General features: G+C 68.7%; 16 protein-coding genes and 5 tRNA genes. 16 read left to right on the top strand and 5 right to left on the bottom strand.

All coding sequences use genetic code 11. From position 1 onward, the window contains the following. The first annotated feature begins 285 nt into the window (after positions 1-285). From ACQHII_RS15045 to gltX, 3 genes are all read left to right on the top strand, one after another. Positions 286-471 carry a hypothetical protein gene (locus ACQHII_RS15045; protein WP_427919785.1) on the top strand — a complete coding sequence of 62 codons (186 nt, stop codon included), beginning with the start codon at positions 286-288 and terminating at the stop codon, positions 469-471. 306 nt (positions 472-777) lie between these two features. Further along, a complete protein-coding gene (locus tag ACQHII_RS15040; protein ID WP_427919784.1) occupies positions 778-1,554 on the top strand; it encodes a fumarylacetoacetate hydrolase family protein in 777 nt (258 codons plus the stop codon). Continuing rightward, entirely contained in the window at positions 1,547-3,031 is a 1,485-nt protein-coding gene (gene gltX, locus ACQHII_RS15035) for a glutamate--tRNA ligase (protein ID WP_427919783.1), read from the top strand. Before ACQHII_RS15040 ends, gltX begins: the two co-directional genes overlap by 8 nt. 104 nt (positions 3,032-3,135) lie before the next feature. Here the strand turns inward: gltX and ACQHII_RS15030 are convergent, their stop codons facing one another. Further along, positions 3,136-3,420, bottom strand: a complete 285-nt coding sequence (locus ACQHII_RS15030) for a hypothetical protein (RefSeq protein ID WP_427919782.1) — start codon at positions 3,418-3,420, stop codon at positions 3,136-3,138. Positions 3,421-3,574: 154 nt separating this feature from the next. On the opposite strand from ACQHII_RS15030, the gene ACQHII_RS15025 reads away from it, so the two are divergent. The 6 genes from ACQHII_RS15025 (at position 3,575) to ACQHII_RS15000 (ending at position 4,913) form a co-directional block, all read left to right on the top strand. Then, positions 3,575-4,306 carry an HAD family hydrolase gene (locus tag ACQHII_RS15025; protein WP_427919781.1) on the top strand — a complete coding sequence of 244 codons (732 nt, stop codon included), beginning with the start codon at positions 3,575-3,577 and terminating at the stop codon, positions 4,304-4,306. A gap of 92 nt (positions 4,307-4,398) precedes the next feature. Next, positions 4,399-4,470, top strand: a tRNA-Gln gene (locus tag ACQHII_RS15020). Positions 4,471-4,496: 26 nt separating this feature from the next. Next, a tRNA-Glu gene (locus ACQHII_RS15015) sits at positions 4,497-4,569 on the top strand. A 62-nt stretch (positions 4,570-4,631) separates the two neighbouring features. Beyond that, positions 4,632-4,704, top strand: a tRNA-Glu gene (locus ACQHII_RS15010). A gap of 20 nt (positions 4,705-4,724) precedes the next feature. Beyond that, positions 4,725-4,796, top strand: a tRNA-Gln gene (locus tag ACQHII_RS15005). 44 nt (positions 4,797-4,840) lie between these two features. Next, positions 4,841-4,913, top strand: a tRNA-Glu gene (locus ACQHII_RS15000). A gap of 50 nt (positions 4,914-4,963) precedes the next feature. Here ACQHII_RS15000 and ACQHII_RS14995 read toward each other — a convergent pair. Continuing rightward, complete coding sequence (locus tag ACQHII_RS14995) at positions 4,964-5,608, bottom strand: MerR family transcriptional regulator (protein ID WP_427919780.1); 645 nt, start codon at positions 5,606-5,608, stop codon at positions 4,964-4,966. Positions 5,609-5,687: 79 nt separating this feature from the next. Here ACQHII_RS14995 and ACQHII_RS14990 point away from each other — a divergent pair, with 79 nt between their 5' ends. After that, complete coding sequence (locus tag ACQHII_RS14990; protein WP_427919779.1) at positions 5,688-6,200, top strand: DUF4188 domain-containing protein; 513 nt, start codon at positions 5,688-5,690, stop codon at positions 6,198-6,200. A gap of 151 nt (positions 6,201-6,351) precedes the next feature. Here the strand turns inward: ACQHII_RS14990 and ndgR are convergent, their stop codons facing one another. Then, positions 6,352-7,068, bottom strand: a complete 717-nt coding sequence (ndgR, locus tag ACQHII_RS14985; RefSeq protein ID WP_019068721.1) for an IclR family transcriptional regulator NdgR — start codon at positions 7,066-7,068, stop codon at positions 6,352-6,354. Between the two features lie 190 nt (positions 7,069-7,258). Between ndgR and leuC the strand changes: the two genes are divergently transcribed. The 4 genes from leuC to ACQHII_RS14965 all read left to right on the top strand — a co-directional run bounded on the left by leuC (position 7,259) and on the right by ACQHII_RS14965 (position 10,550). Next, the gene (gene leuC / locus ACQHII_RS14980) at positions 7,259-8,683 is read left to right on the top strand and encodes a 3-isopropylmalate dehydratase large subunit (RefSeq protein WP_427919778.1); all 1,425 of its coding nucleotides are present in this window, start codon (positions 7,259-7,261) and stop codon (positions 8,681-8,683) included. Between the two features lie 5 nt (positions 8,684-8,688). Further along, a complete protein-coding gene (leuD, locus tag ACQHII_RS14975) occupies positions 8,689-9,282 on the top strand; it encodes a 3-isopropylmalate dehydratase small subunit (RefSeq protein ID WP_019068723.1) in 594 nt (197 codons plus the stop codon). 263 nt (positions 9,283-9,545) lie between these two features. Next, the gene (locus tag ACQHII_RS14970; RefSeq protein ID WP_019068724.1) at positions 9,546-9,776 is read left to right on the top strand and encodes a hypothetical protein; all 231 of its coding nucleotides are present in this window, start codon (positions 9,546-9,548) and stop codon (positions 9,774-9,776) included. Between the two features lie 138 nt (positions 9,777-9,914). Beyond that, positions 9,915-10,550 carry an HU family DNA-binding protein gene (locus tag ACQHII_RS14965; protein ID WP_019068725.1) on the top strand — a complete coding sequence of 212 codons (636 nt, stop codon included), beginning with the start codon at positions 9,915-9,917 and terminating at the stop codon, positions 10,548-10,550. An 87-nt stretch (positions 10,551-10,637) separates the two neighbouring features. On the opposite strand, the gene ACQHII_RS14960 is transcribed toward ACQHII_RS14965, so the two are convergent. Both ACQHII_RS14960 and cofC read right to left on the bottom strand, forming a co-directional pair. Continuing rightward, positions 10,638-10,841 (bottom strand): hypothetical protein, encoded by a 204-nt coding sequence (locus ACQHII_RS14960; protein ID WP_427919777.1) that lies wholly within the window; start codon positions 10,839-10,841, stop codon positions 10,638-10,640. Between the two features lie 19 nt (positions 10,842-10,860). Then, positions 10,861-11,499 carry a 2-phospho-L-lactate guanylyltransferase gene (gene cofC / locus ACQHII_RS14955; protein WP_427919776.1) on the bottom strand — a complete coding sequence of 213 codons (639 nt, stop codon included), beginning with the start codon at positions 11,497-11,499 and terminating at the stop codon, positions 10,861-10,863. Positions 11,500-11,643: 144 nt separating this feature from the next. Here cofC and ACQHII_RS14950 point away from each other — a divergent pair, with 144 nt between their 5' ends. Further along, positions 11,644-12,453, top strand: coding sequence for a lysophospholipid acyltransferase family protein (locus ACQHII_RS14950; RefSeq protein ID WP_427919775.1), 810 nt, complete (start codon positions 11,644-11,646; stop codon positions 12,451-12,453). Further along, complete coding sequence (locus tag ACQHII_RS14945; RefSeq protein WP_427919774.1) at positions 12,450-13,460, top strand: NAD(P)H-dependent glycerol-3-phosphate dehydrogenase; 1,011 nt, start codon at positions 12,450-12,452, stop codon at positions 13,458-13,460. The genes ACQHII_RS14950 and ACQHII_RS14945 overlap by 4 nt, the downstream gene beginning before the upstream one ends. Positions 13,461-13,478: the final 18 nt, after the last annotated feature.

The following is a 13,478-nucleotide window of genomic DNA, read 5'->3' as shown; positions in this document are numbered from 1 at the left end:
TCACTCCAAAGTGGACTTATCGTCACGATCCCGGGGGGTGCGGGATGTGCCCCAGTCGCCATGATCAGGAGCGGAATGGCAGCTTCAGGGGGTCAATGTCCGTTTCGTCGAGGTGAGTTGGCGGTCCGAATTGGTCGCTTTGCCCACAGGGTGGTGAGCAAACTCACATGCGGATCATGGGCTCTTCACGCGTTCGGCCGGGAATTGGATGTTTAGCCTGACGCTTTACATGAGGGCACAATCTGTCAACCACCCACCCAGGACAGACGAGGGTCGAGTACAACAGTGAAGACGACGATGATGTTCCGCAACATTGCCAACCCGCGACGCACGACGCTGGCGCACCTGTCGGACGCCGACGCGCTGCAGACGCCGGAGCAGCAGGAACACTCGCTCGACCTGCCGGCCCAGACCGCCAACCCGCGCCGCACCGTCCTCATGGAGATCCCGGTCGGCGCCGCCGCGGAGTAGTCGCGCGAGCGCTTCCGCCCGGCACTCCCCGAGCCGCCGGCCGGGCCCCGGACCACGCACCGAGCCGCCACGGGGGCGGCGCGCAGCCGCCCGCGCCCGAACAACCTCACGCGGGGGGCACCCATCGCGTCGCCGCCCTCTTCCGCCTTGCGGCGGCGCGCACCGGCCCCGCCGCCGACGCCGCTGCTTTCCCGCGACCTGAACCGCCGGAGAGCACTTAATCGGCGAAGCAGCGCCCCCGCACCGGGTTAGCCTGGAGCGTCAGACTCCAGCTCCAGCCAGCTCAGTGAAGGGTGCCGGGATCCCGTGCGCATCGCCAGATTCTCCATCGACGGGAACGTCGCCTTCGGCGCGGTCGAGGGCGACAGGCCGGACGAACTCGTCCTCGACATCATCAAGGGCATCCCGTTCGCGGACTTCGAACTCTCCGGTACGAAGGTCCCGCTGAGCAAGGTCCGGCTGCTGCCCCCGGTCCTCCCGAACAAGGTCGTCGCCTACGGCCGCAACTACGCCGAGCACGCCCGGGAACTGGGCAACGAGGTACCGGACGCCCCCTTCGCCTTCTTCAAGCCGTCCACCTCGGTGATCGGCTCCGGCGACGACATCCAGTACCCCTCCTTCACCGAGGACCTCCACCACGAGGCCGAACTGGCCGTCGTCATCGGCCGGATGTGCCGCGAGGTCCCGCGCGAGCGCGTCAAGGACGTCATCCTCGGCTACACCTGCGCCAACGACATCACCGCGCGGGACGTCCAGAAGCGCGAGAAGCAGTGGGCCCGGGCCAAGGGCTTCGACACCTCCTGCCCGCTCGGCCCCTGGGTGGAGACGGAACTCGACCCGAGCGACCTCACCATCCAGCTCACGGTCAACGGCCAGCAGCGACAGCTCGGCCGGACCAGCGAGATGATCCACTCGATCGAGGACCTGATCGTCAACATCACCGAGGCCATGACGCTGCTCCCCGGCGACGTGATCCTCACGGGCACCCCGGCAGGCGTCGGACCGCTCACCGTCGGCGACGAGGTCGCCGTCACCATCGAAGGCATCGGCACTCTCACCAACAAGGTTGTCAAGCGTGGCTAGCGCATCCGCCCCAGCTGTCCGTGTCCGTTTCTGCCCCTCGCCGACCGGCAACCCGCACGTGGGCCTGGTCCGCACCGCCCTGTTCAACTGGGCCTTCGCCAAGCACAACCAGGGCACGCTGGTCTTCCGCATCGAGGACACCGACGCGGCCCGCGACTCCGAGGAGTCCTACGGCCAACTCCTCGACGCGATGCGCTGGTTGGGCTTCGACTGGGACGAGGGCCCCGAGATCGGCGGCCCGCACGCGCCCTACCGCCAGTCGCAGCGCATGGACATCTACAAGGACGTCGCCAAGAAGCTCCAGGACGCCGGCCACGCCTACGACTGCTACTGCTCCACCGAGGAGCTGGACGCCCGCCGCGACGCCGCCCGCGCCGCCGGCAAGCCGTCCGGCTACGACGGCCACTGCCGCGACCTGAGCGCCGAGCAGGTCGAGGCGTACAAGGCCGAGGGCCGCACGCCGATCGTCCGCTTCCGGATGCCCGACGAGACGATCACCTTCACCGACCTGGTCCGCGGCGAGCTGACGTTCACCCCGGAGAACGTCCCGGACTACGGGATCGTACGAGCCAACGGCGCCCCGCTGTACACGCTCGTCAACCCGGTCGACGACGCCCTGATGGAGATCACCCACGTCCTGCGCGGCGAGGACCTGCTCTCCTCGACGCCCCGTCAGATCGCCCTGTACAAGGCGCTGATCGACCTCGGCATCGCCAAGTCGGTGCCGTCCTTCGGGCACTTGCCGTACGTGATGGGCGAGGGCAACAAGAAGCTCTCCAAGCGCGACCCGCAGTCGTCCCTCAACCTCTACCGGGAGCGCGGCTTCCTGCCCGAGGGACTGCTCAACTACCTTTCCCTGCTGGGCTGGTCGCTCTCCGCGGACCAGGACATCTTCTCGATGGACGAGATGGTCGCGGCCTTCGACATCGCGGACGTCAACCCCAACCCGGCGCGCTTCGACCTGAAGAAGTGCGAGGCGATCAACGCCGACCACATCCGTCTCCTGGACGTGAAGGACTTCACGGAGCGCTGCGCCCCGTGGCTTCGGGCCCCGTTCGCCCCCTGGGCGCCGGAGGACTTCGACGAGGCCAAGTGGCAGGCCGTCGCCCCGCACGCGCAGACCCGCCTGAAGGTGTTGTCGGAGATCACGGACAACGTCGACTTCCTCTTCCTGGCCGAGCCGGTCGAGGACGAGGCGTCCTGGACGAAGGCGATGAAGGAGGGCTCCGACGCGCTCCTCCGTACGGCCCGCGAGAAGCTGGAGGCCGCGGACTGGACCTCGGCCGAGTCCCTCAAGGAGGCCGTCCTGGCCGCCGGCGAGACCCACGGCCTCAAGCTCGGCAAGGCCCAGGCCCCGGTCCGCGTCGCCGTCACCGGCCGCACGATCGGCCTGCCGCTCTTCGAGTCCCTGGAGATCCTGGGCAGGGAGAAGACGCTGGCGCGCATCGACGCGGCGCTGACGAAGCTGACGGCCTGAACGACGCGCGTGAGAGGGGCGGCACCCGGTGATCCGGGTGCCGCCCCTCTCATGTCCCGGCGTGCGGCCACCGGTCCAACGGACCGATTCGCCCGCACTCGTTGTCAGGTGGCGTCGTTCTCGTCGATCAGGTAGTGGCTCTCGTCGAAGATCTCCAGCACCACGACGACCATGATCGTGCCGGCCACCATGTACTCCACCATGACGCCCGGAGCCACGTAGGCTTTGCGCAGGTGCTCCTCGGGGCCGAGCTGCGCGGTCGATGTCTTACGGAACGGGTCGCGGGCCAGTATGCGCACGGCCCTGTCCAACTGGGCCCTGCGTTCTCCGGGCAGGGCGTCATACGTCGTGCGGGCTTCGACGGTGAACTGGACGCGGTACTCGGTCATGGCTGTGGCTCGGACTTTCGCTCGTCGGTCCCACCACGCTACGGCATCCCGCATCCGTGCTGCCCAGCTCGAGGACCCTCTCCTGCGCATGGTCCGTCGATTCCCGGGCCCTGGTGCGCTGACTCGCCCCGGGGCCCTGAGTTACCGTCGGATCATGAGCATTCGGGCCGTGGTCTGGGACGTCGACGACACCCTGTTCGACTACACCGGCGCGGACCGTGCCGCCATGCGTGAGCACTTGGTGGCCGAGGGGCTGCTCGACGGGCACGTGAGCCTGGCTGCGGCCCTGGAGCGCTGGCGGGTGGCCACCGAGTTCCACTGGGCGCGGTTCTCGGCCGGCGAGGTCTCGTTCGAGGGGCAGCGGCTCGACCGGGTCCGGCACTTCCTGGACCGGGAGCTGACCGACGCCGAGGCCGACGACTGGTTCCGGCGCTACAAGGACCACTACGAGACGGCCTGGGCCCTCTTCCCGGACGTCCTGCCCGTCCTGGACGCCCTCGCGGCCACCCACCGGCACGCCGTCCTCTCCAACTCCAGCCTCACCGTGCAGGACCGCAAGCTGCGCGCCCTCGGCGTGCACGACCGCTTCGAGGTCATCCTGTGCGCGGCCGAACTGGGCGTCTCCAAGCCCGAGGCCGGCGCCTTCCTCGCGGCCTGCGAAGCGCTGGAACTGCCGCCGCGAGAGGTGGCGTATGTCGGAGATCACCCCGAGATCGACGGACGGGGTGCCGCGGACGCCGGTCTGCTCTCCGTCTGGATCGACCGCCACGGCGGGCACACCTCCGTCGAGGCCCTGGTGGGGCGCCACCGGATCGGCTCTCTCGCCGAACTCCCCGCTCTGCTCGGCGCCGATACCCGTTTTGGAGCCCCGTCCACCTTCGGGTAATGTTGTTCCTGTCGCCGCCGGGGGACGGGCCGAAAGGTCAGGAACCGGAGGCGGTAACTAGAACAAGATCCCCGCAAGGGCTTGCGTTTTAGTGGCCTATGGTGTAATTGGCAACACTACGGTTTCTGGTACCGTCATTCTAGGTTCGAGTCCTGGTAGGCCAGCTCGCAGATGCTTTGAATTCTGCAACGCCCCCGTTGTGTAGCGGCCTAGCACGCTGCCCTCTCACGGCAGTAGCGCCGGTTCGAATCCGGTCGGGGGTACAGATCCTTCCCAGGAAGGTGGTCCGGGTCGCACCCATCACCCTCCATGCAGGATCGCTAGGGCCCCCGTTGTGTAGCGGCCTAGCACGCTGCCCTCTCACGGCAGTAGCGCCGGTTCGAATCCGGTCGGGGGTACGTTTTACCTTGCAATACCTTGGTCTATGGTGTAATTGGCAACACTACGGTTTCTGGTACCGTCATTCTAGGTTCGAGTCCTGGTAGACCAGCTCTGATCTGCGGCTGTGTAGTTTTGAACGCCCGCATGATCTGCGCCCCCGTTGTGTAGCGGCCTAGCACGCTGCCCTCTCACGGCAGTAGCGCCGGTTCGAATCCGGTCGGGGGTACGTAGACGAGAGGCCCCCCACTTCGGTGGGGGGCCTCTCGCGTGCCCCGCTCACTCGAAGCCGTACCGCCGGGCCGACTCCTCCTCCTGTGCCAGCCGGTGCAGCGCCTGGAGCACCGGCTCGACGAAGATCGCGCCCGCGACCGCCGTCTCCACCTTCTCGGCCTCCGAGGGATGCGTCTCCACGAAGTCCAGGTCGAGCACGGCCGCCTCGCGCATCAACTTGCCGTAGTTCACGACCAGTTCGGGGGGCCAGTCGTACCCGAGCCGGCGAAGTGCCGCCACCGCCACCACCAATGAGCGGTACGACGGCGAAATGGTCACCAGCGCCTGGGAGTTGGACCAGCCCAGCGTCTCCAGGAGCTCGTCCACCTCGCGGTGCGAGGCCTGGACGTACTCGTCCTCCGCGTCCGGCTCCGGAACCTGCGGCAGCGCCCAGAGTGCCGCGCCCAACCGGATCGTACGACCCAGGGAGTCGTCGTCGACATGGCCGAGCACCTCGCGGACCGTGGCCACCGGCAGCCGGCCGACCTGGATCATCGCGCGGACCAGCCGCAGTCGGCGCAGGTGCTCTTCGTCGTACTCGGCGGTGGTCGTGTTGACCTGCCGGCCGGGGCTCAACAGGCCTTCGCGCAGGTAGTACTTGATCGTCGCGATGGACACACCGCTGCGCTCGCTCAACTCGGACAGCCGCATGTCTTGCGCCCTTTCTCGGATACCGGCACTATCCAAACACGGGTCATCGGATAGCGCTGGTACCCAATAAGGGGGAGTCATGTTCGCGAAGGCTGTCAACGGCCGTACCACCGCCGCCGCCGAGGGGGAGGTGGTGGTGCTGCTCATCGGCATGCGCATCAACCGCTTCTGGGCCGTGCACCACTGGGTGCCGGTGTTCCTCGCGATGCCGCGCATGCTGCGGGAGTTGGGGAAGGACAAGAGCCGCGGACTGCTCGGACACGTACTGCTGACGGCGTCACCGCGGACGTACTACGTCGTCCAGTACTGGGAGTCCAAGGAGAAGCTCTACAAGTACGCGAGTTCGCCCGACATGTTCCATCACAGGGCGTGGGCGATCATCAACCGCAAGGAGAAGGCGGGGAAGGTGCGCGGACACGTCGGCCTGTGGCACGAGAGCTATGTGGTGCCGGAGGGGTCGTACGAGGCGATCTACGCCGACATGCCGGCCTTCGGACTCGCGGCTGCGCACGGACAGGTGCCGGTGGAGCAGCGGGGGAGGCGGGCCAAGGATCGGTTCGCGTATCGGTCGGGGAGCGTGACGTCCGACTAGGTGGGCAGCGCCCCATAGGGGCGCGGGGAACTGCGCGACCAGCCACGACGGCGCGGCAGCCGAACGACGGCCGATGTGCGCGCTTGACCCCGGGCGTGACGAAGGGCCTGCCGCGGCGTTGAGGCAGGCCCTTCTGTGGTGTTCCTGGGGATCAGCCGGTGCGGCGCAGGGCCTCGGAGAGGCGGGCGGCGGCGTCGATGACCGCCTGGGCGTGCATACGGCCCGGGTGGCGCGTCAGGCGCTCGATGGGGCCGGAGACGGACACCGCGGCCACCACGCGGTTCGAGGGGCCGCGTACGGGCGCGGAGACGGACGCGACGCCCGGCTCGCGCTCGCCGATGGACTGGGCCCAGCCACGGCGCCGTACGCCCGAGAGGGCCGTGGCCGTGAAGCGGGCGCCCTGGAGGCCGCGGTGCAGGCGCTCGGGCTCCTCCCAGGCCATCAGGATCTGGGCCGAGGAGCCGGCTTTCATCGTGAGGGTCGAGCCGACCGGGACCGTGTCCCGGAGTCCGGACAGGCGTTCCGCCGCGGCCACGCAGATGCGCATGTCGCCCTGGCGGCGGTAGAGCTGCGCGCTCTCGCCGGTGATGTCCCGCAGATGCGTGAGCACCGGGCCCGCCGTGGCGAGCAGCCGGTCCTCGCCGGCGGCCGCGGCCAGCTCGGCGAGGCGGGGGCCGAGAATGAAACGGCCCTGCATGTCGCGCGCCACCATGCGGTGGTGTTCCAAGGCCACGGCCAGCCGGTGTGCCGTGGGTCGTGCCAGCCCGGTCGCCGCGACCAGACCCGCGAGGGTGGCCGGACCGGACTCCAGAGCGCCCAGGACAAGGGCTGCCTTGTCCAGGACGCCGACGCCGCTACTGTTGTCCATGAAACGATACTCGCGTCTCACTCTGTGAAACGCAAGTTCCTTTTTTCGTGAGACGCGCAACTCTTGTAGGCACAGCGGCCCGCGTTCCAAACGGGCCAGGCGGCGGCTGCCCGTGAACCAGGGGTGCGAGCGCCGTCTCCTCAAGATCTCTAGTTGGGCCGGCGCTGTTTCGCCGGCCGGAGGGAAAGCGATGGGTAGGACACTCGCGGAGAAGGTCTGGGACGACCATGTCGTCCGGCGCGCCGAGGGCGAGCCCGACCTCCTCTTCATCGATCTGCACCTGCTGCACGAGGTGACCAGCCCGCAGGCCTTCGACGGTCTCCGCCAGGCCGGGCGTCCCGTGCGGCGCCTCGACCTCACCATCGCCACCGAGGATCACAACACCCCGACCCTCGACATCGACAAGCCCATCGCGGACCCGGTCTCCCGGGCCCAGCTGGAGACGCTGCGCAAGAACTGCGCCGACTTCGGCGTGCGCCTGCACTCCCTGGGCGACGTCGAGCAGGGTGTCGTCCACGTCGTGGGACCGCAGCTGGGTCTGACCCAGCCCGGTACGACGGTCGTGTGCGGTGACTCCCACACCTCCACCCACGGCGCCTTCGGCGCGCTGGCGTTCGGTATCGGCACCTCCCAGGTGGAGCACGTGCTGGCGACGCAGACGCTGCCGCTGGCCCGCCCGAAAACCATGGCCATCACGGTGGACGGCGAACTGCCCGACGGTGTCACCGCCAAGGACCTGATCCTCGCCATCATCGCGAAGATCGGCACCGGCGGCGGCCAGGGCTACATCCTCGAATACCGCGGCTCCGCCATCGAGAAGCTCTCGATGGAGGCCCGCATGACCATCTGCAACATGTCGATCGAGGCCGGTGCCCGCGCGGGCATGATCGCCCCCGACGAGACCACCTTCGAGTACATCAAGGGCCGCGCCCACGCCCCCGAGGGCGAGGACTGGGACGCCGCCGTCGCGTACTGGAAGACCCTGAAGACCGACGACGACGCGGAATTCGACGCCGAGGTCGTCATCGACGGTCCCTCGCTGGCGCCGTTCGTCACCTGGGGCACCAACCCCGGTCAGGGCGCGCCGCTTTCGGCGTCCGTCCCCGATCCGGCTTCGTACGAAGACGCTTCGGAGCGCCTCGCCGCCGAAAAGGCCCTGGAATACATGGGGTTGGAGGCCGGCCAGCCGCTGCGCGACATCAAGGTCGACACCGTCTTCGTAGGTTCGTGCACCAACGGCCGTATCGAGGACCTGCGTGCGGCCGCCGCGATCGTCGAGGGCCGCAAAGTCGCCGACGGCGTACGGATGCTGGTCGTCCCGGGCTCCGCGCGGGTCGGTCTCCAGGCCGTCTCCGAGGGCCTGGACGTCGTCTTCAAGGAGGCCGGCGCCGAATGGCGGCACGCGGGCTGCTCGATGTGTCTGGGCATGAACCCCGACCAACTGGCGCCCGGTGAGCGCTCCGCGTCCACCTCCAACCGCAACTTCGAAGGCAGGCAGGGCAAGGGCGGCCGTACGCACCTGGTCTCGCCGCAGGTCGCCGCCGCGACCGCCGTGCTGGGCCATCTGGCCTCGCCCGCCGATCTGTCCGACGCCCCTGTGCCCGCTGGAGTCTGAGAGTCATGGAAGCATTCACCACGCACACCGGCCGGGCCGTCCCGCTGCGCCGCAGCAACGTGGACACCGACCAGATCATCCCCGCCCACTGGCTCAAGAAGGTGACCAGGGACGGCTTCGAGGACGGGCTCTTCGAGGCCTGGCGCAAGGACGAGAACTTCGTCCTCAACCGCCCGGAGCGCAAGGGCGCGACGGTTCTGGTGGCCGGCCCCGACTTCGGCACCGGCTCCTCCCGTGAGCACGCCGTGTGGGCGCTGCAGAACTACGGCTTCAAGGCCGTCATCTCCTCCCGGTTCGCCGACATCTTCCGCGGCAACTCGCTGAAGAACGGCCTGCTCACGGTCGTTCTGGAGCAGAAGATCGTGGACGCGCTGCAGGAACTCACCGAGAAGGACCCGCAGGCCGAGATCACGGTCGACCTGGAGGCCCGTGAGGTGCGCGCCGAGGGCATCACCGCCGCCTTCGAACTCGACGAGAACGCCCGCTGGCGGCTGCTGAACGGACTGGACGACATCTCCATCACCCTCCAGAACGAGGGCGACATCTCCGCGTACGAGGCCAAGCGCCCCTCGTACAAGCCGCGGACGGTCCAGGTCTGACCCAGGCCCCCGCACCAGGTCGAGATCCGGCCACCGCGACACCCTCTGTACCCCCGATCGCCACGATTGGGGGTACAGCCATGTCTGCACTCGAACGGCCCCGCGCGCCTCCAACGCTTCTCTCAACTTCCCATGTTAGACAGGGTGTTGACTGGGTAGGCGCAGCTTTGAGCCAAGGCTGCCGCCGGGCTCCGTCAGGCCGTTCGAGGCACCAGTTGCGACCCCCGCAGGCGACAACTCGCCCCAGATGGCACAATCTGTGCATGGAACACGACGGCCAACTCAAGCTCTATGCGGCAGTCGCGGACCAACTCAAGGAAGCGCACACAAGGGTGCGCGCACTGCAAGTCCCGGAGGGCGTACGGATGGCGCTGGCCCGGAAGCTGCTGGTCATTACGGCCGCGGCCAAGCACGATCTCGCCGATGCGACAAGGCGACTGGACCGGTTCACGGCCGACCTCGACGCGGGTCGATTCCCCGAAGAGGAACGCTGAACAAGTCCAGGACAGTCGAGTTCGTTGCGGCGCACGGGTGATTAGCCCGTTTCGTGTTTGATTTGCGGTATATATCTGCCTAACGTGCGGAAAAGCCTGAACACTTTCGTTCCGGCCAATGTCTCCGAAGGGGAAGACGTGAACAAGGCGCAGCTCGTAGAAGCGATTGCCGACAAGGTCGGTGGCCGTCAGCAGGCCGCCGAGGCGGTCGACGCGGTACTGGACGCCATCGTCCGTGCCGTCGTCAGTGGGGACCGGGTCTCGGTCACCGGTTTCGGTTCGTTCGAGAAGGTCGACCGTCCGGCCCGTTACGCCCGCAACCCCCAGACGGGCGAGCGGGTTCGGGTCAAGAAGACCTCCGTGCCGCGCTTCCGCGCGGGCCAGGGCTTCAAGGACCTGGTGAGCGGCTCGAAGAAGCTCCCGCGCGGTGGCGAGGTCGCCGTCAAGAAGGCGCCCAAGGGCAGCCTGAGCGGCACCGCTTCGGCGACGGTCAAGAAGGCCGCGGCCAAGAAGACCACCGCCAAGAGGGCGACGGCCACCGCGAAGAAGACCGTCGCCAAGAAGACCGTGGCGAAGAAGACGGCGGCCAAGACGGCCACCGCCAAGAAGACCACGGCCAAGAAGGCGACCGCCAAGAAGACCACGGCGACGGCCAAGAAGACGGCGGCCAAGAAGGCCACCGGCACCGCCAAGAAGGCTGCGGCCAAGAAGGCCCCGGCCAAGAAGTCGGCGACGCGCAAGACCACCGCCAAGAAGGCCACCGCCACCCGCTAGTCAGCGGAACGCAGGGCACTCACGCGCCGGGCCGGACTCCCGCTGGGAGTCCGGCCCGCGGCGTGTACACGGCCCGTGCGCGGGCGTTCAGAAGGTTTGCAGCGTCACCAATGTGACCCGGAGGCCGTCCTTCGGCCCCTCGGTCTCGATCCGCACCCGCTGTCCCGGCCGCAGCAGCCGCAGCCCGCCCGCGTCGAACGCGTCGGCGTCGAAGGGCACCGGGGTGCCGTCGTCGAGCAGCACACTCCCGGTACGGGTCCCGGCGTCGTAGGTGTAAGCGGTCGCCTGCATGGCCGCAGCCTACTGCCGTCTACTGCCCGGGGATCAGCAGCCCCGCGGCCGCCGCCGCCGTGCGCGGCCCCACGCCCAGGGCCAGCGCCGCGCGCAGGTCCTCGCCGGTGTCCACGTCCTGCCGTACGGAATCCACCGCGTCCAGGGCGAGTTCGGCCGCTCCGGAGGCGCGATGGCGGGCGCGGGAATCGGTGCCGAATGCCGGGTGCAATTCACGGCCCGCGCGCGCGGTGAGCAAGGTGGTGCCGATTGCGGCGGCGTCCGGGAGAAATGCACGCGGGAATTCCGCCGCCGCGTCCAGGACCCGGGCCAATTCCACGGGACGCAGAGCCGGCAGATCGGCGTTCAGGGCCGCCACCGCGCTTTCGGGGCGGGAAACCCGCACGACCGTCGCCGCGTGCCGCAGCGCGGCGTTCAGACCGCCTCCCGGCTCGTCCGCGACGATCCGGGCGCCCAGCGCGGCCAGTTCGCGGCCGGCCAGGGCGTCGCCCGTGACGACCGCCACATCACAGACCGCCGGGCAGGCCAGCACGGCCGCCACGGTGTCCTGTGCGAAGGCGAGGGCGAGCCCCGGCCGCAGCCCGTCGCCGGCCGTGTCCGAGAGCCTGGTCTTGGCTCGCGCCAGAGACTTCAGGGGTAGCACCAAGGTCCACTGCACGCGGGTTCCGTCCCTCTCTTGTCACGGTCATTGTCACCCGGCGCCCCTGGCGTTGTCGGTGGCGGGGCGTACGGTGTTCTCGACAGACCGACGGCCTGGGGCGACACTTGTGCGGCCCCCCAGGCCCTAGAGGAAGGTGCTCGTGTGCCCCGCCGCAGAATCGGCTTCTGGTACCGCTTGGCAGCGGTGATCGCCAAACCGCCGCTGGTGGTTCTGATCAAGCGGGACTGGCGCGGAACGGAACACATTCCGGCCGAGGGTGGATTTATCACCGCGGTGAACCACAATTCGCACGTAGATCCCTTTGCGTATGCTCACTTCCAGTACAACACCGGGCGCGTTCCGCGATTCCTCGCGAAGAGCGGCCTTTTCAAGAAGGGATTCGTCGGCGCCGTGATGCGCGGCACCGGACAGATCCCCGTCTATCGCGAGACCACGGACGCGTTGAGCGCCTTCCGCGCCGCGATCGACGCCGTGGAGCGCGGTGAATGCGTCGCGTTCTATCCCGAGGGCACCATCACCCGTGACCCCGACCAGTGGCCCATGACCGGCAAGACCGGTGCCGCGCGCGTGGCCCTGCAGACCAAGTGCCCGGTGATTCCCGTCGCCCAGTGGGGCGCCAACGAGCTGCTGCCGCCGTACGCCAAGAAGCTGCACGTCTTCCCGCGCAAGACCAGCCATGTGCTCGCGGGCCCGCCGGTGGACCTCACGCGCTTCTACGGCAAGGACATGAGCCCGGACCTCCTCAAGGAGGCGACCGAGGTCATCATGGCCGACATCACACGCCTGTTGGAGCAGATCCGCGGCGCCGAGGCACCCGAGACGCCCTACGATCCGCGCCGCGAGCGGATCGAGCAGCGGCGCCGGACGGCCGCGGAGACCGAGCAGTTGGAGTCCGGGGCCGAGTCGGCGACCGAGCCGAAGGCCGAGCAGGAAGAGGGGCAGGGCACGTGAGCAAGCCGGTCAAGGCGGCCGTTTTCAGCGCCGGTTCATGGGGCACGGCCTTCGGCATGGTGCTCGCCGACGCGGGGTGCGAGGTCACGCTGTGGGGGCGTCGCGCGGAGGTCGTCGAGGCCATCAACTCCACGCGTACGAACCCCGATTACTTCCCCGGTGTCGAACTCCCGGAGAACCTGCGGGCCACCATCGACCCCGCCGAGGCCGCAGCCGACGCCGACTTCACCGTCCTGTCGGTCCCTTCGCAGACGCTGCGCGCCAACTTGGCGGACTGGGCACCCCTGTTGGCGCCCGACACGGTCCTCGTCTCGCTCATGAAGGGCGTCGAGCTCGGCTCCGTCATGCGGATGAGTGAGGTCATCGAGGACGTCGCCAAGGTGGGCCGGGACCGGATCGCCGTGGTATCCGGACCCAACCTCGCGCGCGAGATCGCCTCCCGGATGCCGGCCGCCGCGGTGGTCGCCTGCACCGACGAGGCGGTGGCCCGCCGGCTCCAAGCCGCCTGCCACACCCCGTACTTCAGGCCGTACACCATCACCGACGTCGTGGGCTGCGAGCTCGGCGGCGCGGTGAAGAACGTGATCGGGCTCGCCGTCGGCATCGCGGACGGCATGGGACTCGGGGACAACGCGAAGGGCTCGCTCATCACGCGCGGGCTCGTCGAGACGACCCGGCTCGGCATCGCGATGGGCGCCGACCCGCTGACCTTCTCCGGGCTCGCCGGCCTCGGCGACCTGGTGGCGACCTGCTCCTCGCCGCTGTCGCGCAACCACACCTTCGGCACCAACCTCGGCAAGGGCATGACCCTCCAGGAGACCATCGCGGTCACCAAGCAGACCGCGGAGGGCGTCAAGTCCTGTGAGTCCGTACTGGACTTGGCCCGCAGACATGACGTCGACATGCCGATCACGGAGACGGTGTTCGAGATCGTGCACGAGGGGAAGTCTCCGGTGGTCGCGGTCAAGGAGCTGATGTCGCGGAGCGCGAAGCCGGAGCGACGCTGAGCAACGCGGGTCAACGGA

Source organism: Streptomyces sp. cg40 (assembly GCF_050320165.1).
Classification (GTDB): Bacteria; Actinomycetota; Actinomycetes; order Streptomycetales; family Streptomycetaceae; genus Streptomyces; species Streptomyces hokutonensis.
Note: the sequence above shows the minus strand (reverse complement) of the source record. Positions and strands in the feature narration are given on the sequence as shown.

Excerpts from the sequence above, each read along its gene's own strand:
- ACQHII_RS14960 (WP_427919777.1), bottom strand. The coding sequence starts at position 10,841 with ATGCAGGCGACCGCTTACACCTACGACGCCGGGACCCGTACCGGGAGT.
- ndgR (WP_019068721.1), bottom strand. The coding sequence starts at position 7,068 with ATGGACAACAGTAGCGGCGTCGGCGTCCTGGACAAGGCAGCCCTTGTC.
- ACQHII_RS14995 (WP_427919780.1), bottom strand. The coding sequence starts at position 5,608 with ATGCGGCTGTCCGAGTTGAGCGAGCGCAGCGGTGTGTCCATCGCGACG.
- ACQHII_RS15025 (WP_427919781.1), top strand. The coding sequence starts at position 3,575 with ATGAGCATTCGGGCCGTGGTCTGGGACGTCGACGACACCCTGTTCGAC.
- leuC (WP_427919778.1), top strand. The coding sequence starts at position 7,259 with ATGGGTAGGACACTCGCGGAGAAGGTCTGGGACGACCATGTCGTCCGG.
- leuD (WP_019068723.1), top strand. The coding sequence starts at position 8,689 with ATGGAAGCATTCACCACGCACACCGGCCGGGCCGTCCCGCTGCGCCGC.
- ACQHII_RS14990 (WP_427919779.1), top strand. The coding sequence starts at position 5,688 with ATGTTCGCGAAGGCTGTCAACGGCCGTACCACCGCCGCCGCCGAGGGG.
- ACQHII_RS15030 (WP_427919782.1), bottom strand. The coding sequence starts at position 3,420 with ATGACCGAGTACCGCGTCCAGTTCACCGTCGAAGCCCGCACGACGTAT.
- ACQHII_RS14970 (WP_019068724.1), top strand. The coding sequence starts at position 9,546 with ATGGAACACGACGGCCAACTCAAGCTCTATGCGGCAGTCGCGGACCAA.